This is a genomic window from Chitiniphilus eburneus (assembly GCF_005048205.1).
GTDB classification, from domain to species: domain Bacteria; phylum Pseudomonadota; class Gammaproteobacteria; order Burkholderiales; family Chitinibacteraceae; genus Chitiniphilus; species Chitiniphilus eburneus.
Genome location: NZ_SUMF01000002.1, coordinates 392,370 through 418,082, shown reverse-complemented (window position 1 = coordinate 418,082; position 25,713 = coordinate 392,370). Strand labels below are relative to the sequence as shown.

The 25,713-nt window shown below is 64.7% G+C and carries 27 protein-coding genes; 15 read left to right on the top strand and 12 right to left on the bottom strand.

Annotated features, from left to right (window positions below; all coding sequences use genetic code 11):
* The first annotated feature begins 117 nt into the window (after positions 1 to 117).
* Positions 118 to 2,295 (top strand): YgiQ family radical SAM protein, encoded by a 2,178-nt coding sequence (locus tag FAZ21_RS04610; protein WP_136772084.1) that lies wholly within the window; start codon positions 118 to 120, stop codon positions 2,293 to 2,295.
* A gap of 175 nt (positions 2,296 to 2,470) precedes the next feature.
* Here FAZ21_RS04610 and FAZ21_RS04605 read toward each other — a convergent pair whose 3' ends face one another.
* Positions 2,471 to 3,421, bottom strand: coding sequence for a LysR family transcriptional regulator (locus FAZ21_RS04605; protein ID WP_246038475.1), 951 nt, complete (start codon positions 3,419 to 3,421; stop codon positions 2,471 to 2,473).
* 113 nt (positions 3,422 to 3,534) lie between these two features.
* Here FAZ21_RS04605 and FAZ21_RS04600 point away from each other — a divergent pair, with 113 nt between their 5' ends.
* Entirely contained in the window at positions 3,535 to 4,134 is a 600-nt protein-coding gene (locus tag FAZ21_RS04600; protein WP_136772082.1) for a short chain dehydrogenase, read from the top strand.
* A 204-nt stretch (positions 4,135 to 4,338) separates the two neighbouring features.
* On the opposite strand, the gene FAZ21_RS04595 is transcribed toward FAZ21_RS04600, so the two are convergent.
* The 3 genes from FAZ21_RS04595 to FAZ21_RS04585 all read right to left on the bottom strand — a co-directional run bounded on the left by FAZ21_RS04595 (position 4,339) and on the right by FAZ21_RS04585 (position 7,683).
* Entirely contained in the window at positions 4,339 to 5,121 is a 783-nt protein-coding gene (locus tag FAZ21_RS04595; RefSeq protein ID WP_136772081.1) for a YaeF family permuted papain-like enzyme, read from the bottom strand.
* 275 nt (positions 5,122 to 5,396) lie between these two features.
* The gene (aceK, locus tag FAZ21_RS04590) at positions 5,397 to 7,172 is read right to left on the bottom strand and encodes a bifunctional isocitrate dehydrogenase kinase/phosphatase (protein ID WP_246038474.1); all 1,776 of its coding nucleotides are present in this window, start codon (positions 7,170 to 7,172) and stop codon (positions 5,397 to 5,399) included.
* A 295-nt stretch (positions 7,173 to 7,467) separates the two neighbouring features.
* On the bottom strand, positions 7,468 to 7,683 hold the full coding sequence (locus FAZ21_RS04585) for a hypothetical protein (RefSeq protein ID WP_136772080.1): 216 nt from the start codon (positions 7,681 to 7,683) through the stop codon (positions 7,468 to 7,470).
* Positions 7,684 to 7,900: 217 nt separating this feature from the next.
* Here FAZ21_RS04585 and FAZ21_RS04580 point away from each other — a divergent pair, with 217 nt between their 5' ends.
* Positions 7,901 to 8,137, top strand: coding sequence for a hypothetical protein (locus tag FAZ21_RS04580; RefSeq protein ID WP_136772079.1), 237 nt, complete (start codon positions 7,901 to 7,903; stop codon positions 8,135 to 8,137).
* A 143-nt stretch (positions 8,138 to 8,280) separates the two neighbouring features.
* Here the strand turns inward: FAZ21_RS04580 and loiP are convergent, their stop codons facing one another.
* Entirely contained in the window at positions 8,281 to 9,036 is a 756-nt protein-coding gene (gene loiP, locus FAZ21_RS04575) for a metalloprotease LoiP (protein WP_136772078.1), read from the bottom strand.
* Positions 9,037 to 9,244: 208 nt separating this feature from the next.
* On the opposite strand from loiP, the gene FAZ21_RS04570 reads away from it, so the two are divergent.
* Together FAZ21_RS04570 and FAZ21_RS04565 are read left to right on the top strand one after the other, a co-directional pair.
* A complete protein-coding gene (locus tag FAZ21_RS04570) occupies positions 9,245 to 10,081 on the top strand; it encodes a class I SAM-dependent methyltransferase (protein WP_136772077.1) in 837 nt (278 codons plus the stop codon).
* Positions 10,078 to 11,319, top strand: coding sequence for a TIGR03862 family flavoprotein (locus tag FAZ21_RS04565; RefSeq protein ID WP_136772076.1), 1,242 nt, complete (start codon positions 10,078 to 10,080; stop codon positions 11,317 to 11,319). Before FAZ21_RS04570 ends, FAZ21_RS04565 begins: the two co-directional genes overlap by 4 nt.
* A 160-nt stretch (positions 11,320 to 11,479) precedes the next feature.
* Here FAZ21_RS04565 and FAZ21_RS04560 read toward each other — a convergent pair whose 3' ends face one another.
* Together FAZ21_RS04560 and FAZ21_RS04555 are read right to left on the bottom strand one after the other, a co-directional pair.
* On the bottom strand, positions 11,480 to 11,938 hold the full coding sequence (locus FAZ21_RS04560; protein WP_136772075.1) for a hypothetical protein: 459 nt from the start codon (positions 11,936 to 11,938) through the stop codon (positions 11,480 to 11,482).
* A 263-nt stretch (positions 11,939 to 12,201) separates the two neighbouring features.
* A complete protein-coding gene (locus FAZ21_RS04555) occupies positions 12,202 to 12,405 on the bottom strand; it encodes a SlyX family protein (RefSeq protein ID WP_136772074.1) in 204 nt (67 codons plus the stop codon).
* A 111-nt stretch (positions 12,406 to 12,516) separates the two neighbouring features.
* Between FAZ21_RS04555 and FAZ21_RS04550 the strand changes: the two genes are divergently transcribed.
* The 7 genes from FAZ21_RS04550 (at position 12,517) to FAZ21_RS04520 (ending at position 16,939) form a co-directional block, all read left to right on the top strand.
* Entirely contained in the window at positions 12,517 to 13,767 is a 1,251-nt protein-coding gene (locus FAZ21_RS04550; protein WP_136772073.1) for an Hsp70 family protein, read from the top strand.
* Between the two features lie 171 nt (positions 13,768 to 13,938).
* Positions 13,939 to 14,421 carry a YaiI/YqxD family protein gene (locus FAZ21_RS04545; RefSeq protein ID WP_136772072.1) on the top strand — a complete coding sequence of 161 codons (483 nt, stop codon included), beginning with the start codon at positions 13,939 to 13,941 and terminating at the stop codon, positions 14,419 to 14,421.
* Positions 14,422 to 14,700: 279 nt separating this feature from the next.
* Positions 14,701 to 15,021, top strand: coding sequence for a hypothetical protein (locus FAZ21_RS04540; RefSeq protein ID WP_136772071.1), 321 nt, complete (start codon positions 14,701 to 14,703; stop codon positions 15,019 to 15,021).
* The gene (locus FAZ21_RS04535; protein ID WP_136772070.1) at positions 15,008 to 15,469 is read left to right on the top strand and encodes a DUF2127 domain-containing protein; all 462 of its coding nucleotides are present in this window, start codon (positions 15,008 to 15,010) and stop codon (positions 15,467 to 15,469) included. The genes FAZ21_RS04540 and FAZ21_RS04535 overlap by 14 nt, the downstream gene beginning before the upstream one ends.
* Before the next feature lie 19 nt (positions 15,470 to 15,488).
* Complete coding sequence (locus tag FAZ21_RS04530) at positions 15,489 to 15,977, top strand: M48 metallopeptidase family protein (RefSeq protein ID WP_136772069.1); 489 nt, start codon at positions 15,489 to 15,491, stop codon at positions 15,975 to 15,977.
* A gap of 140 nt (positions 15,978 to 16,117) precedes the next feature.
* Positions 16,118 to 16,459 (top strand): BON domain-containing protein, encoded by a 342-nt coding sequence (locus tag FAZ21_RS04525; protein ID WP_136772068.1) that lies wholly within the window; start codon positions 16,118 to 16,120, stop codon positions 16,457 to 16,459.
* Positions 16,460 to 16,621: 162 nt separating this feature from the next.
* The gene (locus tag FAZ21_RS04520; protein ID WP_136772067.1) at positions 16,622 to 16,939 is read left to right on the top strand and encodes a FlxA-like family protein; all 318 of its coding nucleotides are present in this window, start codon (positions 16,622 to 16,624) and stop codon (positions 16,937 to 16,939) included.
* Between the two features lie 42 nt (positions 16,940 to 16,981).
* Here the strand turns inward: FAZ21_RS04520 and FAZ21_RS04515 are convergent, their stop codons facing one another.
* The 3 genes from FAZ21_RS04515 to FAZ21_RS04505 form a co-directional block, all read right to left on the bottom strand.
* Positions 16,982 to 18,358, bottom strand: a complete 1,377-nt coding sequence (locus FAZ21_RS04515; RefSeq protein WP_136772066.1) for an HD-GYP domain-containing protein — start codon at positions 18,356 to 18,358, stop codon at positions 16,982 to 16,984.
* Positions 18,359 to 18,570: 212 nt separating this feature from the next.
* Complete coding sequence (locus FAZ21_RS04510; RefSeq protein WP_136772065.1) at positions 18,571 to 19,326, bottom strand: hypothetical protein; 756 nt, start codon at positions 19,324 to 19,326, stop codon at positions 18,571 to 18,573.
* Positions 19,327 to 19,548: 222 nt separating this feature from the next.
* On the bottom strand, positions 19,549 to 19,773 hold the full coding sequence (locus FAZ21_RS04505) for an RNA-binding S4 domain-containing protein (RefSeq protein ID WP_136772064.1): 225 nt from the start codon (positions 19,771 to 19,773) through the stop codon (positions 19,549 to 19,551).
* Between the two features lie 340 nt (positions 19,774 to 20,113).
* Here FAZ21_RS04505 and FAZ21_RS04500 point away from each other — a divergent pair, with 340 nt between their 5' ends.
* A complete protein-coding gene (locus FAZ21_RS04500) occupies positions 20,114 to 21,961 on the top strand; it encodes an ABC transporter ATP-binding protein (RefSeq protein WP_211243363.1) in 1,848 nt (615 codons plus the stop codon).
* 150 nt (positions 21,962 to 22,111) lie between these two features.
* Entirely contained in the window at positions 22,112 to 22,759 is a 648-nt protein-coding gene (locus FAZ21_RS04495; RefSeq protein ID WP_136772062.1) for a YajG family lipoprotein, read from the top strand.
* A gap of 69 nt (positions 22,760 to 22,828) precedes the next feature.
* On the opposite strand, the gene FAZ21_RS04490 is transcribed toward FAZ21_RS04495, so the two are convergent.
* Positions 22,829 to 23,425, bottom strand: coding sequence for a phosphorylase family protein (locus FAZ21_RS04490; protein WP_136772061.1), 597 nt, complete (start codon positions 23,423 to 23,425; stop codon positions 22,829 to 22,831).
* 187 nt (positions 23,426 to 23,612) lie between these two features.
* Here FAZ21_RS04490 and sstT point away from each other — a divergent pair, with 187 nt between their 5' ends.
* A complete protein-coding gene (gene sstT / locus FAZ21_RS04485; RefSeq protein WP_136772060.1) occupies positions 23,613 to 24,848 on the top strand; it encodes a serine/threonine transporter SstT in 1,236 nt (411 codons plus the stop codon).
* 165 nt (positions 24,849 to 25,013) lie between these two features.
* Here sstT and FAZ21_RS04480 read toward each other — a convergent pair whose 3' ends face one another.
* On the bottom strand, positions 25,014 to 25,667 hold the full coding sequence (locus FAZ21_RS04480; protein WP_136772059.1) for a DsbA family oxidoreductase: 654 nt from the start codon (positions 25,665 to 25,667) through the stop codon (positions 25,014 to 25,016).
* Positions 25,668 to 25,713 lie beyond the last annotated feature (46 nt).

Genomic DNA, 25,713 nt, shown 5'->3' with positions numbered 1-25,713 from the left:
TTTCAAGATCCGGGGTTTGCCTTAACCTTCTATCCTGATGAAAAACAAGGGTTTTCAGCTAACGCCGGCTAAATCTGCGACAATGCCGGCCTGATCCGCTCGCCGCCCTGGTTTTTCATGTCCGCCGTCGCCACCCCCATCTACGATTACGCCCCGCCGCGTCGCGCCAAGCCTGCGCCATTCCTGCCCACCACCCGCGCCGAGATGGCCGCGCTGGGCTGGGACGAATGCGACATCGTGCTGGTCACGGGCGACTGCTACATCGACCATCCCAGTTTCGGCATGGCACTGGTGGGGCGGCTGCTGGAAGCGCAGGGGCTGCGCGTCGGCATTCTCAGCCAGCCGGAATGGGATAGCGCCGAGCCGTTCAAGGCACTGGGCCGGCCGCGGCTGTTCTTCGGCGTCACCGCCGGCAATATGGATTCGATGATCAACCGCTACACCGCCGACCGCAAACCGCGCTCGGACGATGCCTACACCCCCGAAGGCGCGGGCGGACGGCGGCCGGATCGCGCGGTGACGATCTACTCGCAGCGGTGCCGCGAGGCGTACCCCGGCGTGCAGATCATGGTGGGCGGCATCGAGGGCAGCCTGCGCCGTATCGCCCAGTACGACTACTGGAGCGACAAGGTACGCCAGTCGGCCATCGTCTACGCCAAGGCCGATATCCTGCTGTTCGGCAACGCCGAGCGTGCGCTGGTGGAAGTGGCGCACCGCGCCGCCGCCGGCGAAAAGCTGCGCGAGATTCGCGACGTGCGCGGCACCGCCTTCATGACGCCGCACGGCTGGATGCCGGCACGCGACTGGGCAGTGCTCGACTCCAGCACCGTCGATACCCCCGGGCGCGTGGAGCCGCACCCCGATCCCTACGCCATGGAAAGCGAAAAGCAGGAAGCCGCCTGTAGCGACCCGGCCGCGCCGCAGCCGATCCGCATCCAGAGCAAGGCCGAACGCATCGCCGCGCGGCAGGCCGAACGCCAGCGCACCGTGGTGCGCATCCCTGCCTACGAGGCCGTGGCCTACGACCCGGTGCTGTACGCGCACGCCAGCCGCACGCTGCATCTGGAATCCAACCCCGGCAACGCGCGAGCGATGGTGCAGCAGCATGGCGAGCGCGACGTGTGGCTGAACCCGCCGCCGATCCCGCTGACCACGCCGGAGATGGACTACGTCTACGGCCTGCCCTACGCCCGCAACCCGCACCCCAGCTACGGCAAGGCGCATATCCCGGCGTGGGAGATGATCCGCTTCTCGATCAACATCATGCGTGGCTGCTTTGGCGGCTGTACCTTCTGCTCGATCACCGAGCACGAAGGCCGCATCATCCAGAGCCGCTCGGAGCAATCGATCCTCAAGGAGATCGAGGACATCCGCGACAAGACCGCCGACTTCAAGGGCCACATCAGCGACCTGGGCGGCCCCACCGCCAACATGTACCGGCTGGCGTGCAAGGACCCGAAGATCGAGCAATCCTGTCGTCGGCTGTCGTGCGTCTACCCCGGCATCTGCGAGAACCTGAACACCGACCACTCGCATCTGATCCAGCTCTATCGCAAGGCGCGCGCGATTCCTGGCGTCAAGAAGATCACCATCGGCTCCGGCCTGCGCTACGACCTGGCGGTGGAATCGCCCGAGTACATCAAGGAACTGGTCACTCACCACGTCAGCGGCTACCTGAAAATCGCCCCCGAACACACCGAGGAAGGCCCGCTCTCCAAGATGATGAAGCCGGGCATCGGCAGCTTCGAGCGCTTCAAGGAAATGTTCGAGTACTACAGCAAGCAGGCCGGCAAGCAGCAGTACCTGATCCCCTACTTCATCGCCGCCCACCCCGGCACCCGCGACGAGGACATGCTCAACCTGGCGCTATGGCTGAAGAAGAACAACTTCAAGCCCGACCAGGTCCAGGCGTTCACTCCCACGCCAATGGCGCTGGCCACCACCATGTGGCACACCGGGCGCAACCCGCTGAAAAAGCTGGCGCGCACTTCGGAGAAGGTCCGCATCGTCAAGGACGCCAAGCAGCGCAAGCTGCACAAGGCGTTCCTGCGCTACCACGACCCGGACAACTGGCCGACCCTGCGCGAGGGCCTGATCGCGATGGGCCGCGCCGACCTGATCGGCAACAGCCCCAACCACTTGGTGCCACCGCAGCAGCCCGGCGAAAAGCGCGTTGCCGGCCCCCGCCCCGATAGCCGGCCCGGCCAGCGCCCAAGCCAGCCGCGCCAGCCGCAACGGCCCGGACAAGGCAAGGGGAAGGGCAAGCAGGCGCCAGGCAAGCGGCGCATGGGCTGAGCGCGGCGACGCTGGATTTCCGGCGCGGTGAGGGCGGGGCTATCGCCCCGACCTGCCGCGCGGCTTTGCCTGCATGCCTTGTTCCGCTTCACCAATAATTGCGATCCGGGCCGGTATCCGCCACCGCCGCTTTCGGCCCATAGGGCCGACAGACGATGGCCTGCGCCAGCCGCGCCTAGCCCTTGTCACCCACTGATCGCAACCCCAGCAAGGCGGCCTGTGCCGGCTGGGCGAACCAGTCCGCCAGAAAATCGATCAGCACCCGCACCTTGGCCGGCTGCGGCAGGCGGCGCGGATAGACGAAGTACATCGGCTGCGCCGGCAGATCGAATGCCGGCAGCAAACGCAGCAAACGACCCTCCGCCACATCGGCGGCAACCAGATAGCTCGGCACGCGCGCCGCGCCAGCGCCACCCAGCGCCAGATTGCGCAGCAGGCTGTAGTCATTGGCGCGCCACGGGCCGGTAACGTTCACCGCCAGCAACGTGCCATCGCGCTCGAACGCCCAGTGTTCCGGCTCGCGAAAATGGTGGTTGGTCAGGCAGGGCCAGTCCGCCAGCGCGGCCGGTTGTGCAGGGAGACCGTGCGTCGCCACAGCGGCCGGGCTGGCGACCACCCAGTCGCGCAACACCGCCAGCGGCCGCGATACCAGCCGTTCCGGGGGCGCCAGATTCAGCCGGATCGCCAGATCGTAGCCCTCGGCCTCCAGATCGCGCGGGATCGCGGACAAATCCAGCTCCACCGCCACCTCGGGGCAGTGCTCGCGGAACGCCAGTAACGCCCGCGCCATGAACACCCCGCCAAAGCTGGTCGGCACGCTCAGGCGCACCGTGCCGGCCACCTTGCCGCCAACCTCGGCCACCGCGCGTTGTGCCGCCGCCACCCGTTCCGGCCAGTCGCCGCAGTGCGTCAGGTACACGCGTCCCGCCTCGGTCAGCGCCAGCCGGCGCGTGGTGCGGTAGAGCAACTGCGTGCCCAGCGCCGCCTCCAGTTGGGTGATGCGCTTGCTGACCGCCGCCTTGGTGCACCCCAGCGCCTCCGCCGCGCGGGTGAAACTGCCCTGCGCCACCACCGTGGCAAAGGTAACGGCCCATTGCAGTTGCTGCTCCAGATGATCCGACGCCATTGTTTCCATTGGTTTGACAGTAAAAACGATTTGAAGCCGATTATCGTTTATTTGCATTGTATTAGCATATCAATCGTCGCAACCCGATTCATTTGCTCAAGGAGCCTTCCCCCATGCGTATCCTGCTCGTCGGTGCCCACGGCACCCTCGGCCGCGCCATCGCCGAACAACTCGCCCCGCGTCATGAACTGATCACCGCCGGCCGCAGCAGCGGCGACCTGCGCCTCGACCTCACCGACTTCGCCAGCGTGCAGCAGGCATTGCGCGATGCCGGCCCGCTGGACGCGGTGATCGCAGCGGCCGGCAACCTGCACTTCGCCCCACTCGCCGATTTCACTCCCGAGCAGTACGGCATCGGCCTCGCCGACAAGCTGATGGGCCAGGTGCACCTGGTGCTGGCCGGCCAGCACCTGTTGCGCGACGGCGGCAGCTTCACCCTCACCAGCGGCATTCTCACCGAAGAGCCGATCCGCAATGGCAGCAGCGCCAGCATGGTGAACAGCGCCGTCGAAGGCTATGCCCGTGCCGCCGCCATCGAGCTACCGCGCGGCCTGCGCATCAATGTGGTGAGCCCGAACGTGTTGGTGGAATCGCTGCCCAGCTACGGCCCGTTCTTCGCCGGCTTCGAGGCCGTACCGGCCGCGCGGGTGGCGCAGGCATATGTGCGGAGCGTGGAGGGGGCCCAGACTGGGCGGGTTTATCGAGTGCATTGAAGGGGGAAGGGCCGCACGAGCCGCGGCCGCTGTCTGCAACTGCAACTGCAACTGCAACTGCAAAGGCTCTTAACCGCCAAGTGCCTTCGGCGCGGACTAATTGACGCCCTCAACGGCCGGGCAGGCCGCTAAGGGCATCAATCAACCCGCGCCGCAGGCGCTAGCAGGGTTAAAGGCTGTTGGCTGTTGCCACCAGCAAACAAATCACTCCCTCGCCACCACCCGCGGGTCCGGCACCGTCTCCAGAAACTTCAAATGCCCGATATAAACCAGCGGCTGCTCGATCCGCAGCGACGACACATCCTCCTCCCGCATATGCAGGATATCGGCCGGGCTCAGCCAGCGCGGATGAGCGTCGAGCAACGGCGCGCCAGCCACGCGGTAGGCTTCCAGCACGAATTGCGAGCAAAAGAAACGCTCGTTGTCCGGTGTGCCAAGCTGGATCGCGGCCACGCCGCGCAGGCAGGCGTCCCGCACCAGCGACGGCACCAGCGGCAACTCGCACAACCGCCGCTCCAGCGAAAACGGTGCTTGCAACATCACACCCACATAATCGTAATGACGCCCGACCTGCGCTTCGGCGAACTGCCGCATCGCCACCACCTGCTCCGGCGTGAGCCCACCGCGCCGGAATGCAACCACCACCGCCTCTTCATCCAGCAGATCGGGAATCGTGCGCAAACGCACGCCATCGCCCACCGCTTCGGCCACCTGGCCATCACCGATATAGAGCGCGGCATGGCTGACCGGAGCCAGGGTGAACATGCGGATGCCGGCCGAAGTAATGCCGTTGGACGCGGACAACAGGATATCGCCCGGCTGGAGCGCATCGGCCGAGATCAACAGGCCGCCGTTCTCGGGGCTGAGCCCGGATTTCTGGAACGCCACCCGCTTGGGCGCCTCGGCCGTGGCGCCGGGCCGCACTTCGGTAGCGCAGGCGGTGAGCAGCAGCAGGCAGGTCAGCAACAGACAACGAAAGGCGCGCATGGCAAATGAATGAAACGAAACGAGGCGTGCAGCTTAGCAGAGTGAGTGGGGGAAGTCGGGCGGCCCCCCAAATCATGAAACACAGCGGGCACAGAGAAAACCAGAGAAACAGGCAAGGGTGCAGAGGAAGTACGCGTTGTGTGCAATGTGGCTCGATCGGGCCGCCATGGGATCGTCGACTTGGTTCTCTCTCTGCTTCTGGTTTTCCTCTGTGAGACTCCGTGTTTTCTGCACCCGCTGTGTTTCAAGATCTGGGGTTTGGAGTACCCCTCCCCTCACAGCTCGAAACGCAGCGCCGCCGGATAGGGATAGAAATCCTCGACCACCCCGGCCTGGATGCGGGCCTTGGTCTGTTGCCAGAACTGCGGTTGCAGCAGGTCGGCATGATGTTTCATGAACGCATCGCGCACCTCGGGGCGGGTGAGCAGGAAGGTGCCGAATTCCTCGGGATAGACCTCGTTCTTGTGTCCGGTGAACCACGCCTCGCCCGACAGCTCGTACTCCGGCGCCAGCGGTGGCGGGATGCGACGGAAGTCGCAGTCGGTCATGTATTCGATTTCGTCGTAGTCGTAGAACACCACGCGGCCGGCGCGGGTGATGCCGAAGTTCTTGAACAGCATGTCGCCAGGGAAGATGTTGGCGATGGCCAGCTCGCGCAGCGCGTTGCCGTAGTCGCACACCACATCCTCGATCACGTCCGGTGCAGCATTGTCGAGCAGCATGTTCAGCGGCATCATGCGCCGCTCGATGTAAAGGTGGCGGATCACCACGGTATCGCTGTCTTCTTCCAGCATCGACGGCGCCAGCGCGCGCAGGTCTTCCAGCACGGCGGGATCGAAGCGTTCACGCGGCAGCGCCACGTCGGAGAACTCCAGCGAGTCCGCCATGCGCCCGACACGATCATGGCGCTTCACCATCAGGTACTTCTCGCGCACCACGGCGCGGCTCACCTCCTTGGGTGGCGGGATCACGTCCTTGATCACCTTGAACACGAAGGGAAACGACGGCAGCGTGAACACGATCATCACCATGCCCTTGATGCCGGGCGCGAACACGAAGCGGTCGCCGCTGTGCCGCAGGTGGTGGAACAGCTCGCGGTAGAACATGGTCTTGCCCTGCTTGCCCAGCCCCAGCATGGTGTACAGCTCGGCGCGCGAGCTTTGCGGGATCAGTTGTTGCAGGAAGCGCACGTAGGCTGAGGGTACTTCCATGTCCACCAGAAAGTAGGCGCGCGACAGCGAGAACAGGTGACGGATATGCCGCTGTTCGAACAACGCGGCATCCACATACAGCTGGCCATCATCGTTGCGATACAACGGCAGCGCAAACGGGACTTCGTGATCACCATTCACCGCGCGGCCGATCAGGTAGGCGGCCTTGCCGCGATAGAACGGCGAGCTGAGCACTTCGATATGCGCATTGAACGCCAGCCGTGGCCAGCGCCCCAGGTGGCGCCGTAGCGCGCGCAGAATGCGCTTCACATCGCGCCGCAGGTCCACGAACGGCAGTTTCCAGCCGAAATCCGCAATGATGCGTGCCACCGTGTTCGGCAGGTTGTCCGGGCGCGGATAGTAGCTGCGGTAGGTGGGGCGCTCGTCGGTCTCCAGGTATTCGGTGGAAACAGCGGGGCGGTAGAAGATGAAATCGTTGTGGAAGTAGGTGCGATGCAGGATGCGGCAGCACACCGAGTTGAAGAAGGTCTCGGCCAGCTCGGGCCGCTTGTGGTTGGCCAGCAGGCCGATATAGGCGGATTTGGCCTGCGCCCATACCGCGTCGGCCAGGCGCTCGGCACCATGTGCGGAGATCAGCAGCGCCGTGGTTTCGGCCACGCGGGTATCGTAGAAGGCGATCCGGTCGCGTACCGCCTCGCCCTGTGCCGCCGCGTCGCCGGCCTCGAAATGCGAACGCGCCACCTGGCTGCTGGCACGGAACAACAGGTAGTGGTGATCGAAGCCATCGAGAATGACCCGCGCCAGCTCCTGCGCCTGGGTACAGACATCGATGCAGGACGGCAGGCCCTGCCAGGCGGCTACGGGATGCGTGGGATGCATGGCGAACTCCGGGGCGGCAACGCTTCACTTTAGCCCCTTGTCCCGGCACGCCAGCAGATGGCGATAACCCTTAGGCTTTGTCGCACGGCCTGCAGCGGGGACAACGCTCTGCCCCACCACGCTTCGCGCAGCCATCCGGGCCACGGACCAACGTATCTCTCGCTTGAAGGCCGATCACCCTGGCCGTGTGATCGGTGCGACGCCCATCGCCGGAGCGCCCCGGGCTGGCGCCCGCGCAGCAGGCGCAAAAAAGCCGGGCATGCATCCCGGCTGCTTTTGTTGGCGTGGCGCAACGTTACTCGACGATCTGCACCAGGCTATCCAGCTCTTCTTCGGTCTTCTGCCCTTCCGGCCAGCAGACGCGCGCGCGATGGCCAACCACCTTCAGCACGCGGCCATCGTAGCGCTCGCCGCCATCGAGATCGGCGATGCGGTTGACGCGGTCATTCACCGTGATCTGGTGATGGCTGCCGCGTGCCATGTGGAACAGGGAAGCGAAAAACGAGTACATGATTTCACTCCTGGGGGGACGATATGTAGTATTGCTACGTAGCTTATCGTAATTTTATTTCATTTTTCTACCAGAATTTTCTGTAATTTTGCAACGCAATCCAAGTAACGGCCCACCGTGGAACTCGCCTGCGAGTGCCATTCGCTATCGGCGTCATCCTCATGACGCTGCCGCTCACCCGCTGTTGAACAAGCGCGGTCCACCCTGGATGCTGCGGGTGGGCGCCAATTGGGCCACCGTCGGCGGCCTGCTCACGCAGACGGTCTCGACGCCGGACAGCTGGCCGCTGCTGGTGGCCGGCACGGTGCTGATTGCCATCGGCATCGCGGTGTTCGGCTCGCAGGTCGGCGGCGCACTGCCGGCCGCACTCGGGGTGAAGGTGGGTCTGGTGCTGATCGTCGCCAGCATGGCCGGGATCGTGCTGCTGACACAGCGCTATCTCAAGCTGGTGTAACACTGGGGGCCGTGACTCCGATACGCGGGTGACTTTCATTTCGTGCGATCGATGCGCCCGGATCGCCGCCCCCGCATCGCCCCCAGGCGCGGCAGCATGAAAAAGGGCGGCCTAAGCCGCCCTGCTACCGGACCGGATGCCGCTTACTTTTCAGCAGCCAGACGGTTTTCGATATTCTTGGCGCGATCAGCCGACGCGGGGTGCGAGCTGAGCATGCTGTGGTTGCCACCACTCAGTTGCTCCAGCTTCTGGAACGCCGTCACCAGCCCCTGGCGGTTCAGCTTTTTCTTGGTGAGCAGGTCGAACGAGAAGTTGTCCGCGTCCTTTTCCTGCGATTGCGAGAATTGCGCATTGATCAGGCTTTCGGTGAACTCGCCCAGTTCCGAACCGGCCAGCGTGGTCACGGTGCCGTTGTTGGTCGAGCCGGCGGCGGTGCGCGCGGCGGAGACAGCATAGGCGGTCTGCATCGCCTTCTTCGTGTGGCCCAGCGCCACGTGGCCCATTTCGTGGCCGATCACGCCGATCACCTCATCGTCGTTCATCAGATCCATCAGGCCGCTGTAGACGCGGATGCAGCCGTTGGCCATGGCCCAGGCGTTCACGTCCGGCGTGAGATACACCTTGTAGTTCACCTTGCGGCCATCGATCTCGGTGCCCAGCGCCTTGGAAATCTTGTCCATGCGCTTGGTGTATTTATCCTTGGCCGGCGCGATCTTCGATTCCGAATCGCTTTGCTCGCAAGCCTGATCGGCCAGGCTCTTCACGTCGGCATCGCTCAGCGTGGCGGCCTGCAACGCCTGGCTGCCGGCCTTGAGCATGCCGCCCAGGTCGAGTGCGTGGGCGGCCGGTGCCAGCCATAGGGTGGCGCACAGCGCCAGGACGAGGGAACGATAGTTCATGGAAAATCTCCTGGGGGACGGATGGAAATCGGATGGAGGCGGATGATAAGTAATGGTAGTCACCCAGTCTGTATCGAAAAGCAACACGTAAGTATGGCGTGAGGATGGCCGCCCATCGTCGCACCGGCACGGGCTCACCGCGCGGGGAACGGTAGAATGGCGACCCATCGCGCCGCGCGGCCCTGCCGCCCGTGCCAAGGAATCCGCCATGAACGACAAATACGACATCCGCCCCGGCCAATCCGTCGAGCTGCTCAAGCAACTGCATATCCTCACCCGCGACGGCAAGCTCAACCAGGACAGCCGCCGCAAGCTCAAGCAGGTGTACCACCTGTTCAACTTTATCGAGCCGCTGCTGGCGGCGCTGGTGGCCGACCACGCCGAGATCACGCTGGTGGACCACGGCGCCGGCAAGAGCTACCTGGGCTTCATCCTCTACGACCTGTTCTTCAAGGGCCGCGCGCCGCAGGGGCGGCTCTATGGCATCGAGACGCGCGACGAGCTGGTGAAGTCGTCGATGGCCCTGGCGCAAAAGCTGGGCTTCGCCGCCGGCATGCGCTTTTACAACCTGTCGGTGGCCGAATCGATCACTTCGGAGCGCCTGCCACCCCAGGTCGATATCGTCACCGCGCTGCACGCCTGCAACACCGCCACCGACGATGCCATCCGCTTCGCGCTGGAAAAGCATGCGCGCTATATCGTGCTGGTGCCGTGCTGCCAGGCCGAGGTCGCCGCCGAGTTGAAAAAGCACAAGGCACAGGCGCTGAAATCGCCGCTGGCCGAACTATGGCGCCATCCCATCCACACGCGCGAGTTCGGCGCGCAGATCACCAATGTGCTGCGCTGCCTGGAGCTGGAAGCGCACGGCTACCAGGTAACGGTGACCGAGCTGGTGGGCTGGGAACATTCGATGAAGAACGAGCTGATCGTCGCCGAATACAAGGACCTGCCACGCGGCAAGGCGCAGGCACGGCTGGCCGGGCTGCTCGATACGCTGGGGCTGGATACGCTGCGCGAGCGCTTCGGCGCCTGCGAGGTGGCGTGACCACGCCGCGCGTCATCGTCGTCGGCGGCGGCCCCGCCGGGCTGATGGCCACCGAGACCCTGCTGGCCGGTGGTGCCCGTGTCGATGTCTACGACGCGATGCCATCGCTGGGACGCAAGTTCCTGCTGGCCGGCGTCGGCGGCATGAACATCACCCATTCCGAAGCGCTGGAACCGTTCCTCGATCGCTACGGTGCCGGCCGCGCGGCGCTGGAACCAGCGATCCGCGCGTTCGATCCGCCACAACTGCGCGCGTGGATTCATGGCCTGGGCGTGGAAACCTTCGTCGGCAGTTCCGGGCGGGTGTTTCCGCGCGAGATGAAGGCCGCGCCTTTGCTGCGCGCGTGGCTGCATCGGCTGAAACAGCACGGCGCAGCCTTGCACGTCCGCCACCGCTGGCTGGGCTGGAGCGCCGACGGCGCACTGCGCTTTGCGACGCCGGATGGCGATATGGCGGCGCAGGCCGATGCGGTGGTGCTGGCGCTGGGTGGTGCCAGTTGGAAAAAGCTGGGTTCTGATGGCGCGTGGGTGCCGTGGCTCACTGCACGCGGCGTTGCAGTCTCGCCGCTTCAGCCGAGCAACTGCGGCTTCGATGTGGGCTGGAGCGATTTCTTCGCGCAGAAGTTCGCCGGCGCGCCGCTGAAGGCCGTGTATCTGACGTTCACCGATGCCCAGGGTCAAAGCCATCGCCGCCAGGGCGAGTTCGTCGTGACACAAGGTGGCGTGGAAGGCAGCCTGATCTATGCGTTTTCCGCCCGCCTGCGTGATGAAATCACGCGCAGCGGCCAGGCGCGGATCGAGATCGACTTACTGCCGGGCCGCGATCTGGCGCGTATCGAGGCCGAGTTGCGTGCACCACGCGGCGCCGACTCGATGGCCAACCACCTGCGACGCAAGCTGGGACTGGAAGGCGTAAAGGCTGGGTTGCTACGCGAATGCACACCCAAGGCGACGTTTGACGATCCGGCCACCCTGGCCGCCGCGATCAAGGCGCTGCCCATCGTGCTGCGCGCGCCGCGCCCCATCGACGAAGCGATCAGCAGCGCCGGTGGCATCGCCTTCGCGGGCCTGGACCACAACCTGATGCTGCGTGCGGCACCGGGTGTGTTCTGCGCCGGCGAAATGCTCGACTGGGAAGCACCCACCGGCGGCTACCTGCTCACGGCATGTTTCGCCACCGGCCGCGCGGCCGGACAAGGCGCGCTGGCATGGCTGGCATCCCGCGCCCGGGTGGATTGACGGCCGCGCCCCTGCACCTGCCATCGTCATCCATTACATTCGAGCCCGCGCCGCGTTCGAGCACAGCGCGGCTTCGCGGCCATCACCAAGGGCCAAGACCTTGCGGCGAGCGCGGCCGCGTTGTCACACGATGAAGCGGCAGTGCCGGTGCGAGAGGATCTCACGAACGCTGGCGCCACTCGTCCGTCAGCACGTCGGTCTTGTCCGTCTTGGGGCCGCAGGGATAGTCCTGGAACACGCTGCCGCCATCTTCCGCGCATTCGTAGATACGCACCGCCGCGACCTGCACGGCCGGCGCGTGCCCCGATTCGGGCGGCTGCGCCTCGTCGCGATCGTCCTCCGCCAGCGCGGCGGGGGCTTCTTCCTCGACCGTGGGCTGGGGAGCGGCGGGCGCGACCGGGTGGTGCGCCGGCGCGGTGGCCAGCACTGCCGGCGTAGGCAACAGCTCCGGGGGTTCGACTTCCATCTCCGGGCGCAGGATTTCGGGTGCATTCATCACCAGCGCTTCCGGCTGGGCCGGCGTGGTGGGCCGCCACTCGGTGGCGGCGGAGAGACTGAACGCCAGCGCACTCATGGCCGCCAGCGAAACGGGTACGAAAAACAGATAGGTCGAGCGCATTGCGGGTGCCCCCACGTTGAGCCGCCGATCCACCCTGCTGGCCATATTGCGCGAACCCGCCGTACCTCGATGTACCGCCTGGGTGCGCGCGCCTCGCCAGCCCATTCAAACAGGCTTCACTGCGGCGCTTGATCACGCTGCGAATTCTTCCTATTTGCTTTAGCACCCGGCATCGTCCCGTGGCCCAAAACCGTGTAGGAATCAACGACATATGGGACAGGCGGCACGGCGTTTCGCCGTCGGTCAGCGTGAGCGACGGGCGGTCAGTAATGCGGTGGAATCTCCTCCGCCGGTGGCCTGCGCCCAGCGCCGGATTCCAGCCCGCGTACCATGTCGTACAGCTCGCGCAGCTGGGCCTGGAGGGTGTCGATCTGTTGCTGCTGCCGCGCCACGGTATCGTTGAGCGCGTCGAGCAGGTCGTCCTGGAACGCCAGTTTGATTTCAAGCTCGGTGAGACGGTTTTCCATGCGATGATCCTGTGCCCGCGTAGCAATGCGCGCAGGATACGCGCATCGTCGGCGATTTGACTGCGGCCAGGCGCTCGCGTAGCTTCCGCCCCCCTATTTTTGAAGTTCACCATGATCCACGCCTGCGGCATCGATTTCGGCACCTCCAATTCCACCGCCGCCCTGCACACCACACAGGGGCCGCGCCTGCTGGCGCTGGAAGACGGCAAGGTCACGCTGCCCTCGGCGGTATTCTTCAACCTGGACGAAGAATCCCTGGCCTTCGGCCGTGCCGCGCTGGGCGAATACCTGGAAGGCTACGAAGGCCGCCTGATGCGGGCAATGAAAAGCCTGCTGGGCAGCAGCCTGATGGACAACGGCACGGAAATCGCCGGCCGCATGCTGTCGTTCCGCGACCTGATCGGCTGTTTCATCGGTGAAGTGAAGCAACGCGCGGAGGCCCAGGCCGGCCATGCGCTGGATGCCGTGGTAATGGGCCGCCCGGTGCGCTTCGTCGATGACGACGAAACCGCCGACCGCTATGCCGAGCAGACGCTGGCCGACATCGTGCGCGGGCTAGGCTTCGGCGAAGTGAGCTTCCAGTTCGAACCCATCGCCGCTGCACACGATTACGAGCAGCGCATCGACCGCGAGGAACTGACGCTGGTGGTCGATATCGGCGGCGGGACCTCCGACTTCTCGCTGGTGCGGCTATCGCCGAAGCGTCGCGATCTCGAGCAACGCGATGCCGACTTGCTGGCCACCGCCGGCGTGCACGTCGGCGGCACCGACTTCGACAAACGCCTGTCGCTGGCGGCGGTGATGCCGGAGCTGGGCCTGGGTACGGTGCTGAAGAACGGCGCAGCGTTTCCCAACAGCGTGTTCTTCCAGCTTGCCACCTGGCACACCATCAACTTTGCGTATGCGCGGCGCGGCTGGCGCAATCTTCAGGAACTGGCTCCCGAAGTCACCGACGCGCGCCGCTTCGAGCGGCTGCTCAAGGTGATCCGCGCGCAGTCGGCGCACCACCTGGCAATGCGGGTGGAGGACACCAAGATCGCTTTGTCCGAACTGCCCGAGGTCAGCCTGCCGCTGCCCGAGGTGGAGGAAGGGTTGAGCCTGCCGGTGGCGCGCGATGCCTTCGCCAGCGCCATCGCCGATGAAATCGCCGCCGTGGGCGATGCCGCTGCCCGCACGTTGCAAGTGGCCGGCGTGACGCCGCAGCAGGTGGATACGCTGTTCTTCACCGGCGGCGCATCGGCCGTGCCGGCATTGCGCGCCGCCCTGGCCGCGCGCTTCCCTTCGGCGCGGGCCGTGGAAGGCGATGCCTATGGCAGCGTAGGTACCGGGCTGGCCGTGGTGGCAGGACAGCGCTATGGGTGAGCGCAGGAGCCTGGATGACCGGCATGCGCCAGTTGAAAGGCCACCTGCGTCCCTTGATTGAACCCATTCCCCCTCGCCACTGCGAAGGGGCCTCGCTCTCGCGAGAAGTGCGGCGCTGTACCATTAGCTGGTTTTGCCAAACTACTCCCTGATCAGGTTGACCCCGCCGCGATGACCCAGCTAACTCCCGCCGATGCCCGTCCGCCCCAGATCTGGGTGGACGCCGATGCCTGTCCCCGTCCGATCAAGGACATCCTGTTCCGTGCGGCCGACCGGGCGCGCATCCATGTAACACTGGTGGCCAACCAGTTGCTGCATGTGCCGCCCTCGACGTATCTGCATGCGCTGCAAGTGCCGCGCGGCTTCGACGTAGCCGACAACGAGATCGCCGCACGCGTGGCGGCCGGCGACCTGGTGATCACCGCCGACGTGCCGCTGGCAGCCGAGGTCGTGGAAAAGGGCGCGCAGGTGCTCGATCCGCGCGGCGAGCATCTGACCGTGGAAAACATCCGCGAGCGGCTGAATCTGCGCGATTTCATGCAGGGGCTGCGCGATAGCGGCGTGGAAACCGGCGGTCCCGCCGCGCTGTCCACCGCGGACAAACAGGCATTCGGCCGCGCGCTGGATCGGTGGCTGGCGCGTCGGCGTGGGTAGGTTTTGTTTTGGATTGGAACTCGAATGGCATCAGGCATCCGGCAAAGCCGGACGCTTGTCGAAACAGGTATGCCGGCAACCCGACGCTTCCTGATCCATTCCACTCCCCCCGCCCTCGCCGCCGCGAGGGGGCCTCGCTTTGCTCGAGCGGTGGTTGCGGCACACATCGCGCGATGGGGGCTTTGGTTGAAGCGAAGCTTCCCGGTCACATGGGTGGGCGAAGCAATGCCCGCTCGCATGCGGTAACTTGAATCGAATCGGTACTACGCAGGAACGGTCATGACGCCCCAGCAACGCGAACAGCGCGAGCATGAGCTGACCATGCATGTGTTCTCGATATCCGCCGCCATGGTCGGCGTGTGCCTGACCGGCATCGGGCTGCTGCGCCTGCTGGCGACCAATACCCATGTGGAAAGGCTGGGCGACGAAATCCTGGCAGCCGATGCGGTGCTGTTCATGCTGGCCTGCGTGCTGTCGTTCTGGTCGTTCAAGACCGATCGCCATCTGCTGGCACTACGCCGCGTGATCGATGGCGTGTTCATGCTGGCGCTGGGCTGCATGGTGCTGGTCTGCGCGCTGATCGCCTATGAACTCGTCTGATCCCTACCTGCGTTCGATGGCGCTGTTCGAAGCCGCCAAGGGCGCGCTGGTATTGCTGGCGGGCGCGGGATTGCTATCGCTGGTCCACTGGAAGGCGCAAGCCGTAGCCGAAGCGCTGGTCCGGCACCTGCACCTGAACCCAGCCAGTCGCTACCCACGCATTTTTCTCGACCTCGCCACCCAGGCCACCAGTGCGCGGCTGTGGGGACTGGCCGCGCTGGCCTGTGGTTATGCCGGGCTGCGCTTTGCCGAGGCGTGGGGCCTGTGGTGGCAGCGGCGCTGGGCCGAGTGGCTGGCGGCGTTGAGCGGCGGTATCTATCTGCCACTGGAACTGTATGGATTGTGGCAACGGCCGGGTTGGCCCGAACTCGGCCTGGTCGTCCTCAATGCGGCCATTGTCGGCTATGTGGTGCGGCTGTTGTGGTGCCGCCGCGATGACACCGCCTGAGCACCGGTACAATCCACTCATGTCGCTTCCCTATCTCGCCGGTTATCCGGCCCATCTGCTGGACCGCGTGCAAGCCCTGCTGGAACGGGACAAACTCGGGGACTGGCTGCAACGGCGCTACCCCGACCGCCACGATATCCAGACCGACCGTGCGCTCTACGACTACGTGATGGCGCGCAAGCAGCGCTATCTGAAAAACGCCACGACGCCGGCCAAGGTGCTGTACGACAACCAGCTCGACCTGATTGGTGGCACGCTGGGGAGCAACACCTTCGCCAGCCGGGTGCAGGGCGGCAAGCTCAAGCGCAAGAATGAGATTCGTGTCGCCAGCCTGTTCCGCGATGCGCCCGAAGCGTTCCTGGAAATGATCGTGGTGCATGAACTGGCCCATCTGAAGGTCAAGGATCACGACAAGGCGTTCTACCAGTTGTGCTGTCACATGCTGGGCGACTATCACCAGTTGGAGTTCGATCTGCGGGTATGGCTGACCTGGCGGGAGCAGCGCTGAGATCGGCCGGGCAGTGCCCCGTAGTGTGACTGTCATCTTGCTGCAATGACGCTTCCACACAATCGCGCGCAGTCGAGCCCAATGACGGGCCGAAACCCGCCGCGTCCAGCGGCCAAACCATGACTGAACCGGGGATCAAGATGAACACCAATATTTCTCGACTGAGCTTGAGCGCCTGCCTGCTGGCCGCCACCCTGGCCATCGCCGCCTGCGCCAGCGCGCCCGAACAGAAGCCCGCGCCGGCCGCCGAAGCCACCAAGCCGGCCCTGCCCAAGGACGCCGCGCTGGCCGCCAATGTGAAGACCGCGCTGGATAGCGACGCCGAGCTGGCAAAATTCAACCTGGCCGTCACCGGCAAGGGCGAGGATGTGACCATCGAAGGCGCCACCGATACCGGCTTGCAGATGGCCCAGGCCGGCATCATTGCCGAGAAGGTACCGGGCGTGCGCTATGTGATGAACAACATCCAGCCGCGCGACTAAGCACTCAGCGCTGTTACGAAAAGGCGTGCCAGGCACGCCTTTTTCTTTGGTTGTCCCCTTTTGGGGTGGCCCTGCGATTGAGTGGTGGCCAAGTGGCCGCTCTATGCGGAAGCTTGAACCAGGCCCGGTGTCCGGCCGGGGCGCATTGGAGGGCGGAATCCCATGGACGTGGGCGGTGTTTCTTCCTTTGGCGGCGCAGCAGCCCTGAATGTCCAGGGCGTGCAGCGGGGCGATCGCACGGCGCAGTTACGCACGCAACTGGTCCAGCTCCAGGCGCAACTGGCCCAGGCGCAGCAGGACCGCTCGCAAACAGAAGAGCAACGCAACGCCAGGGTGGAACAGCTCAAGAAGCAGATCGAAGCGATCCGCCAGGAAATTGCCCGCGCCGCACAGGAGCGCGCGGGCGACAAGGAAACCGCCGATACCGCCAACTCGTGGCGGGGAGTGGGGCCGGGCGGGCTGATTGATGATTACGCCTAGGGCAAATCACCCCAGAGCCAGGCGCAACGAAGGCCGCTACCGCTACGCCGCCAGGGCGGATTGACATACTTCCGTTTCCGCCCGGGCCTGTTCCCGCTCCAGCACCCGGCGCAGCGCGGCAAAGCATTCCCCATCCAGCCCCTTGCCGACATTGTCCGCCATGATCGCCAGCGTTTCCTCCACCGACATCGCGGGGTGATAAGGGCGTTCGGCACTGATGGCATCGAAGATATCGGCCACGGTGATGATGCGGGTTTCCAGTGCGATCCTGTCGCCGGCAAGACCATGCGGGTACCCGCTGCCATCCAGCCGCTCGTGGTGCGCACCGGCAATGCGCGCCAACTCGCGCAGCGGTTCGATCCGGCTCAGTATCTGTTCGGTATAGAGCGCGTGCCGCTGGACCGCGGCCCACTCTTCGGCGTCCAGTTTACCAGGCTTATCGAGAATAGCATTGCTGACACCCAGCTTTCCAACATCATGTAGCAGTGCGGCCCGTTTCAGCCAGCGCCGCCGGGTTTCGGGCACGCCCAGTTCCTCGGCGATCAGCTCGGTATAGAAGCCCACCCGCGCACTATGGCCGGCGGTGAACGGGCTCTTGGCATCGACCACTTCGCCGAAGGCGGCGGCGATCTCGTCCAGATAATCATCGTCCAGCACCACGCTGCCGTGATCAGGCGCCAGTGCGGTGACCGCCTCGGCAATATCATCAGCGGCCAGCCCCGCCCAGAACAAGGGCTGCGCCGCCACCATCTCGAAGGCGCCGACCAATGCCGGGTCGAACCAGTGGCCGGCACGCTGGTGAACTTCGGCCAGCGCCGCCTCGGGGCCGCCTGAAAAGTGGAAGACATCGATCACCTGCGCCAGCAGTGCGATGCGCGCATTGAGCGGAATCACGTCGCCCGCCAGCCCATCGGGACGGCCGCTGCCGTCGTAGTGCTCGTCCAGTGAGCGGATACCCTCCGCCACCGCATCGGGAAAACGCAGGCGACGCGCAATACCAGCGCCGCGCTCGCAGCGTGTCTGGATCAGTTCGTTGGCGATGGTGTCGCCATTGCGCAGGATGTTGAGGATGGCCGACAGCCGCCGCGACCAGTTGGCATGGCGTCCGGTCTGGCTGAACACGAAGCCCAGTACCTGCGGCAGGCCGGTGCCACTCAATTTGAAGTCATGCTTGAAGGTACGGTCGTCGGTGAGATACAGCTCGCAGATGCGCGCCGCGTTGCTGCTGCACCCCAGGTCCTTGAGCAACAGCGTGTAGTACAGCGACCACAATTGCTCGGGTGGCAATTGCAACTGGCGGCCGATGTGCACGCCGATCCAGCAGCAACGCACGCAGTGGCCCTCGGGCTGCCCTTCAGTGATGTCGAGCGCATAACTGAATGAAGCAATCAGCTCGGCGAGCTTGAGCGAGGTGGCCATCGAAACTCCAGGGGTCGTGCAATCGACGGGGCCCTGTTCCAGTAGGGGAATCGTGCTATGGAACCGTAGGCACGCTCGTGGGAATGCTTACGATGCTAGAGCAGTCGAGCAACCACGTCTATGCCACTGCGCTGTTTCCTGACAAATCAAATACCCTTTGTATGTAAATGCGGTGCCGCCTGCTCCCGCACCCGGCCAGCAGGCGGCGCTTTTCAGTGCAGCGCGTCCGGCGCGGTCACTTCCGCCACCCGATGCATGTTTTCGACGATCTGGTGTGCCGCATGCGCGAATGCCGAGACGAACCATTCACGGTCCACGGCGATGCGGCGCAGTGTGCCCGGGGCGCTGTCGTCCGGGTCGTCGTAGTCCACGTAGTCGATGACGATCTGGTCGGGCGTGGCATAGCCGTGTTCGCCGAACAATGCCCAGGGCTGATCGATATCGGCGCTATCGTCGGCCTGGAACACCAGCGGCACTTCGGGCACATCGCGCGGCAGATGCGCCAGCCGGTCGGCGGCGGTGTCGAGGTCCGCCAGCTCCAGCCCATTGAATTCACACAGGCGAACACCGCGCGGGGCGGCATCGTCGCGGATCAGGATTTCGATCTCCCAGCCCGCCATATGGGCACGCCATGCCTCGAAATCGCGCGGCGACAGGCGCAGGCGCAACGAGCGCAAGGCATCGAGATAGCGGTTGAACAACTCGCCCTGGTCGGGCTGTTCGAGGAAAGCGGTGTAGATATTGAGCGCGCGGGCTTCGCTGGCGCCGCGCCGGACCGGCCAGGCAAAGCTGCCGGCGATGGCCTGCTCGGGCAGCGGGGGCAGCGCAAGGTCGATGGGCGCATCGACCAGCCCCAGCCATTTACGGTGTGGCACCCGCCTTAGCCATTTGAATGCCGCGCTGATCGCAACGTCACCGTGGGTGGCCACAAAGGGCGGGAACGGCTGGGTGGACGATTGCGCGATCATCACGGTTCTCCATCTGGCAATGAAAACCATTGGCTATACGGTGATGATATTCCGCATTCATGACGGAGAAATCCAGCGCCGGCCCCACCATCCGTCACCCCGAAAGATGGAAATCCATTCATTTGTCATGAAAATAGCGTCCACCCAAGGCACTGTTTTGCAAAGGGAAAGGCACGGTCGAGGCCATCGCCGGCCCGGCACGGTAGTCGCGCAGGCTTAGTCTTAGGCTGCCTCCGCCACGACGTGGATTTCCACGTCGTGCACCCGCACCTGTTGCCCGGGGCGGATCTTGTTGGTTTTGCGCAGTTCCTGCGCGCCATCCACCTGGACCACACCGCTCGCGACCAGCGCCTTGCCTGCGCCGCCGCTCTCGACCACGCCGGCGATCTTGAGCAGATCATTCAGCGCGATGTACTCGGTGGAGATTTCTACCTGGAGGATTTGCATGACCAGCCGCCGTTGCGAGGGAAAGCAGCGATGGTAACAGCGGCAGGCCTTCGCCTCATGCCAGGATGCCCTGTGGGCATTGCAATACCAGGCGCCACCACCGCTTGCGGAACCATGCGGGACGGTTGCTGATCCGACGTGGGCACCACCCCCGGGACAAACATCAGGGATGAATCAAACCTCAGCGTGTGGGTCCAGGGTGATCCACCATGCAGATGCACAACGCCAGACAAAATCGGCACGCAAGCTGTGCTTGAAGCGGTCATCGGGCTGGGTCAAGATGGGGGCCGCCCTGTAACGGGCTGTTTTTTCTGCTCTTTAAATCAAAAAGGAAATCCCCTTGTTCAAATGGTTCGAGCAACGCGTCCACCCCTATCCGGACGCCCCCCCCGCCCAGCCACCGAAAGGATTCTTCTCCTTCATCTGGGCCGGCACCGTCGGCATGCGCCCGCTGATCTTCGTGGTGATGCTGCTCACCGCCAGCATCGGCGCCTTCGAAGCATTGCTGTTCAGCATGCTCGGCTCGGTGGTCGACTGGCTGAGCGCCACCCCGCGCGACCAACTGTGGGCCACCCAGCAGGGCAACCTGATCCTGCTGGCCGCCATCCTGCTCGGCAGTCCGCTGTTGATCGCATTGCAGGCGCTGTTCAAGTACCAGTCGCTGGCGGGCAATTTCCCGATGCGGCTGCGCTGGAACTTCCACCGTCACCTGCTCGGCCAGAGCATGAATTTCTATCAGGACGAGTTCGCTGGCCGCGTCGCCGCCAAAGTGATGCAGACCGCACTGGCCGTGCGCGAAACGGTGATGATCGTCACCGACATCCTTGTCTTCGTCGTCATCTATTTCATCACCATGCTTGCGGTGGTCGGCACGTTCGACTGGCTGTTGATCCTGCCTTTCCTTGGCTGGCTGGCGCTGTATCTACTGGCGGTGTGGTACTTCGTGCCGCGCCTGGGCAGAGCGGGCGCCGCCCAGGCGGACGCGCGCAGCCTGATGACCGGCCGCGTCACCGACGCCTACGCCAATATCGCCACGGTGAAGCTGTTTTCGCATGCGCAGCGCGAGGCCGGCTTCGTCAAGGGCGCGATGCAGGAGTTCATGCAGACCGCCTACCGCCAGATGCGGCTGGTCAGCGGCTTCGAGATCGTCAACCACACGCTGAGCATGTTGCTGCTGGCGGCCAGCGCCGGCGTCACGTTGTGGCTATGGACGCGCGGCGAGGTCGGCGTGGGCGCCGTGGCGGCCGCAACCGCGATGGCGCTGCGGCTGAACGGCATCTCGCATTGGATCATGTGGGAGATGTCCAACCTGTTCGAGCAGATCGGCACGGTGCAGGACGGCATCACTACGCTGTCGCGCCCCATCGAGATCGTCGACCGGCCCGATGCGCAGCCACTGCGCGTCACCCGGGGCGAAATCCGTTTCGATCACGTGGACTTCAGCTACGGCAACGGCCAGCGCGTGATGGAAGACCTCACCCTCACCATCCGCCCCGGCGAGAAGGTCGGGCTGGTCGGCCGTTCCGGCGCGGGCAAATCCACACTGGTGAACCTGTTGCTGCGTTTTTACGACGTGGAAAGCGGCCGCGTGCTGATCGATGGGCAGGATATCGCCCATGTCACGCAGGACAGCTTGCGCGCCCAGGTGGGCATGGTCACGCAGGATACGTCGTTGCTGCATCGCTCCGTGCGCGACAACCTGCTCTATGGCCGCCCGGATGCCGACGACGACGCCATGATCGCCGCGGCGCGGCGCGCGGAGGCGCACGACTTCATCCTCACGCTGACCGACCCCAAAGGGCGCACCGGCTACGAAGCCCACGTGGGCGAGCGCGGCGTGAAGCTGTCCGGCGGCCAGCGCCAACGCGTGGCCATCGCGCGGGTGATGCTGAAGGACGCACCGATCCTGTTACTGGACGAAGCCACCAGCGCGCTCGACTCCGAGGTCGAGGCCGCGATCCAGGGCAGCCTGTATCGGCTGATGGAAGGCAAGACCGTGGTCGCCATTGCACACCGGCTGTCGACCATCGCCGCGATGGACCGGCTGATCGTGCTCGATCGGGGCCGCATCGTCGAGGAAGGCAACCACGCCAGCCTGCTGGCGCACAACGGGTTGTACGCGCGGCTGTGGGCACACCAGAGCGGCGGCTTCCTCGGTGAGGAAGCCGAGGACGAAGCGGCGGGTTGACCTAAGCGGGCGTAACCAGGGCGGGCCATCAGGTCCGCCTTTTTTCATGCCCGCGCCGCGGATGAGCGTTGTAGCAAGACCGACGAATGGCATTCATAATGCGCGCCGGCCTATTTGCCGAAAACCAAAATGATGCAGGGGGTAATGATGATGAACAGGAAATCCGTGTGGGGCGCACTGGCACTGCTGGTACTGCTGACCGGCTGTGCCACCAGCCGCAGCGTGGTCAGCATTCCGGCCGGCGAGATCAAGCCGGCACAGGTCGCCAATGGCAAGACCGTCTATTTTGCGTCGCTGACCGATGCCCGCGTCTTCGAAGCCAAACCGAAGGAGCCCAACATCCCGTCGCTGGATCCGTCCGAGTCACAAAGCGCCGAGATTCAGGCACGCGCCATTGCCCGCAAACGCAACGGCTACGGCAAGGCCTTGGGCGATATCCTGCTGCCCGCCGACGAAACCGCCCCGGCACTGGTGCGCAAGTCGCTGGAAAAAGCCTTTGTCGAACAAGGCTACACCGTGATCACCGATCCCACGCAGGTCAAGCCGGATACGTTCGTGGTGGATGTTGCGGTAACCAAAATGTGGGCGTGGATGAACCCGGGCTTCATGGCCCTGACCCTCAGCGCCGAAGTTGCCACCGACCTGAAGATCAAGCAGGCGGAACAGGCCCGCAGCGAATCGCTGGCAGTGAAGGAGTCGGCGCAGTTCCAGACCGGCATGGAGAGCAACTGGGTGGAAGTGGTGCAGAAGGCGCTTGCCGCCTTTACCGAACAGGCCAAGCAGAAACTGGCGCAGTAGGCGCGTCGCGTATTCCGGCCACGAACAGGCAGCTTCGGCTGCCTGTTTCCGTTGGGCTTCAATACCGGTTCACGGCGCCAGCAGATACTCGATCAGCGTTTCCACACCACGCGTCATGTTACGGATCGACCCTTCGAAATCCCAATCGTCGTGCACCACCGTCGCCACGTTGGAGATCGCCCGTACTTCGTAGAAGCGCTGCCCCGCCTGCAAGCAGGCGTGGAAGAACGCCGCGCCCTCCATGTTTTCCACATCGATGCCTTCACGCTGTACGAACGGCGCCAGCGCGGCGTTCATCGAATTGCTGTGCGCCAGCGGCAACGGCGGATCGTCCGGCAGGTGCGGGCAGTGCAATACCGGCTGGTGATCGAAATCCATGTCCAGATCGAGCTGCGCCAGGTGGCGAAAGCCGGTGGGCGTGAAGAACCCCAGGTCGGCCTCGCGCTCGCTGGCGATCAGCGCGGTGTCGCCCACCTTGAAGCGCGATTCGGGATAGACGCCGGCAATGCCCGCCAGGATCAGCACGTCCGGGCGATGCCGCTGGATCAAGCGCGCGGTGGTGACGCCCGCCGAGGTCAGGCCTACGCCGCAAAACGCCGTGCTGACAGCCGGATGCCGGAAATATTGCGCTTCGGTGCGGGTGGGAAACATGACGATGATGTTCATGGGGTAGCCGGCCGGACAAAGCGCCATTCTAACCATCGCCGCACCCGACCCACCCGGCCGGCATGCCTTGCCACCGCAGGCCGGGCCGGTTTTCCCCTGGTTCGACGGCAACAACCTTCCCCTATACTGGCCCCGCGCTGCCATGGACGCAGCGCACCGCCCCATCCACCCGTGACAGGCAGACACCATGGCTCAACCGTTCGGACTGATTCGATTCCTCACCCACGGCAGCCTGGTGGCGCAGATCGTGATCGGCCTGGTGCTGGGTGTGGCACTGGCGCTGCTGGCGCCCGGCGTGGCCTCGGCCAGCGGTTTGCTCGGTGCGCTGTTCGTGGGTGCGCTGAAGGCCGTGGCACCGGTGCTGGTATTCGTGCTGGTGGCCGCGTCCATCGCCAATCACAAGCAGGGCCAGCGCACCAATATCCGGCCGATCCTGTTGCTGTATCTGCTGGGAACGTTCCTTTCCGCGCTGGTAGCGGTGCTGCTGAGCTTCATTTTCCCATCCACGCTGTCGCTGGTCCGGCCGGAAGGTGGGCTGTCATCGCCGGGCAGCATCGTCGAGGTGCTGCGCGATCTACTGATGAATGTGGTGGACAATCCGGTGCACGCGCTCGTCACCGGCAATTTCATCGGCATCCTGGCCTGGGCTGTGGGCCTGGGATTGGCATTGCGCCACGCCGCCGACACCACCAAACGCCTGATCGACGATCTGGCGCACGCGGTGGGTGCCATCGTCCATCGGGTGATCCGCTTCGCGCCGCTGGGGATTTTCGGGCTGGTGGCCGCCACGCTGGCCGATACGGGCTTCGGCGCGCTGTGGGGCTATGCGCAACTGCTGGCGGTGCTGATCGGCGGCATGGTGGTGATGGCGCTGGTGGTCAATCCGCTGATCGTGTTCTGGAAACTGCGGACCAATCCGTATCCGCTGGTCTTCACCTGCCTGCGCGAAAGCGGCATTACCGCATTCTTCACCCGCAGCTCAGCCGCCAATATCCCCGTCAACCTGGAACTGTGCCGCAAGCTGGACCTGCCGGAAGACAGCTACTCGGTCTCGATCCCGCTGGGCGCCACCATCAATATGGAAGGCGCCGCGATCACCATCACCGTGCTGACACTGGCCGCCGCGCATACGCTGGGCATCGTGGTCGATCTGCCGACCGCGCTGCTGCTGAGCGTGGTGGCATCGATCTGCGCCTGCGGCGCCTCCGGCGTGGCCGGGGGCTCGCTGCTGCTGATCCCGCTAGCGTGCAGCCTGTTCGGCATCGACAACGACCTGGCGATGCAGGTGGTGGCAGTGGGCTTCATCATCAGCGTGTTGCAGGACTCCTGCGAAACCGCGCTGAACTCCTCCACCGACGTCCTCTTCACCGCCGCTGCCTGCCGCGCGGAAGCGGCTGGAGAGGTAGCCCGACAGGGGGCTTAGACAGTAACCCTGGATCTTGAACCACAGAGGACGGTGAGAATACGGCGTCACACAGAGAAAACCACGCCTTCGGGTAACGGGCGTGGTCAGCCCGCGAAGCGTTCTCTGTGACCCCCCGGCGTTCTCATTGTCCTCTGTGGTTCGAGGTTCAAGGTTACCCCCAAATCATCCCGCCGCATCCGCCGCGATCTTGCGCAATGCCTGGACAAAGGTTTCGGGGGGTTGGCCGCCCTGGATCAGGTAGCGGTCGTTGATGATCACAGCGGGCACGGCCGAGATGCCCTGTTCCTGGAAGAAGCGTTCCTGCTGGCGCACCGCATCGGCATGTTCGTCGCTGTCGAGGATGGCGCGCGCGGCGCCGCCGTCCAGCCCCACCGACTGGACAATGCCAACCAGCGTGTCGTGGTCGCTCGGATCCTGGCCATCGGTGAAATAGGCGGTGAACAGCGCCTGCTTCAGCGCCAGCTGCCGCGCCGCCCCCTGCTCACCGGCCCAATGCAGCAGGCGGTGGGCGTCGAAGGTGTTGTAGATGCGCTCGCGCGGGCCGAAGGTGAAGCCCAATGCCGCGCCACGCTCGCGAATGTTGTCGTGGCTCTGGCGCAGTTGTTCCTCGCCCATGCCGTACTTCTCTCCCAGGTGCTCCATCAGCCCCTGGCCGGCCGGACCCATCTGCGGATTGAGTTCGAATGGCTGGAAATGCAGGTCGAGTGCCACTTCGTCGCCCAGTTGCTCGGCGGCGCGCCGCAGCGAGGCCAGCCCGATGGCACACCATGGGCAGGAGACATCGGAAACGAAATCGATCTTGAGGGACGTGGACATGACGGGCACCTGCGCATCGCGCGGCTGAATGGAAGCAGATCAGATG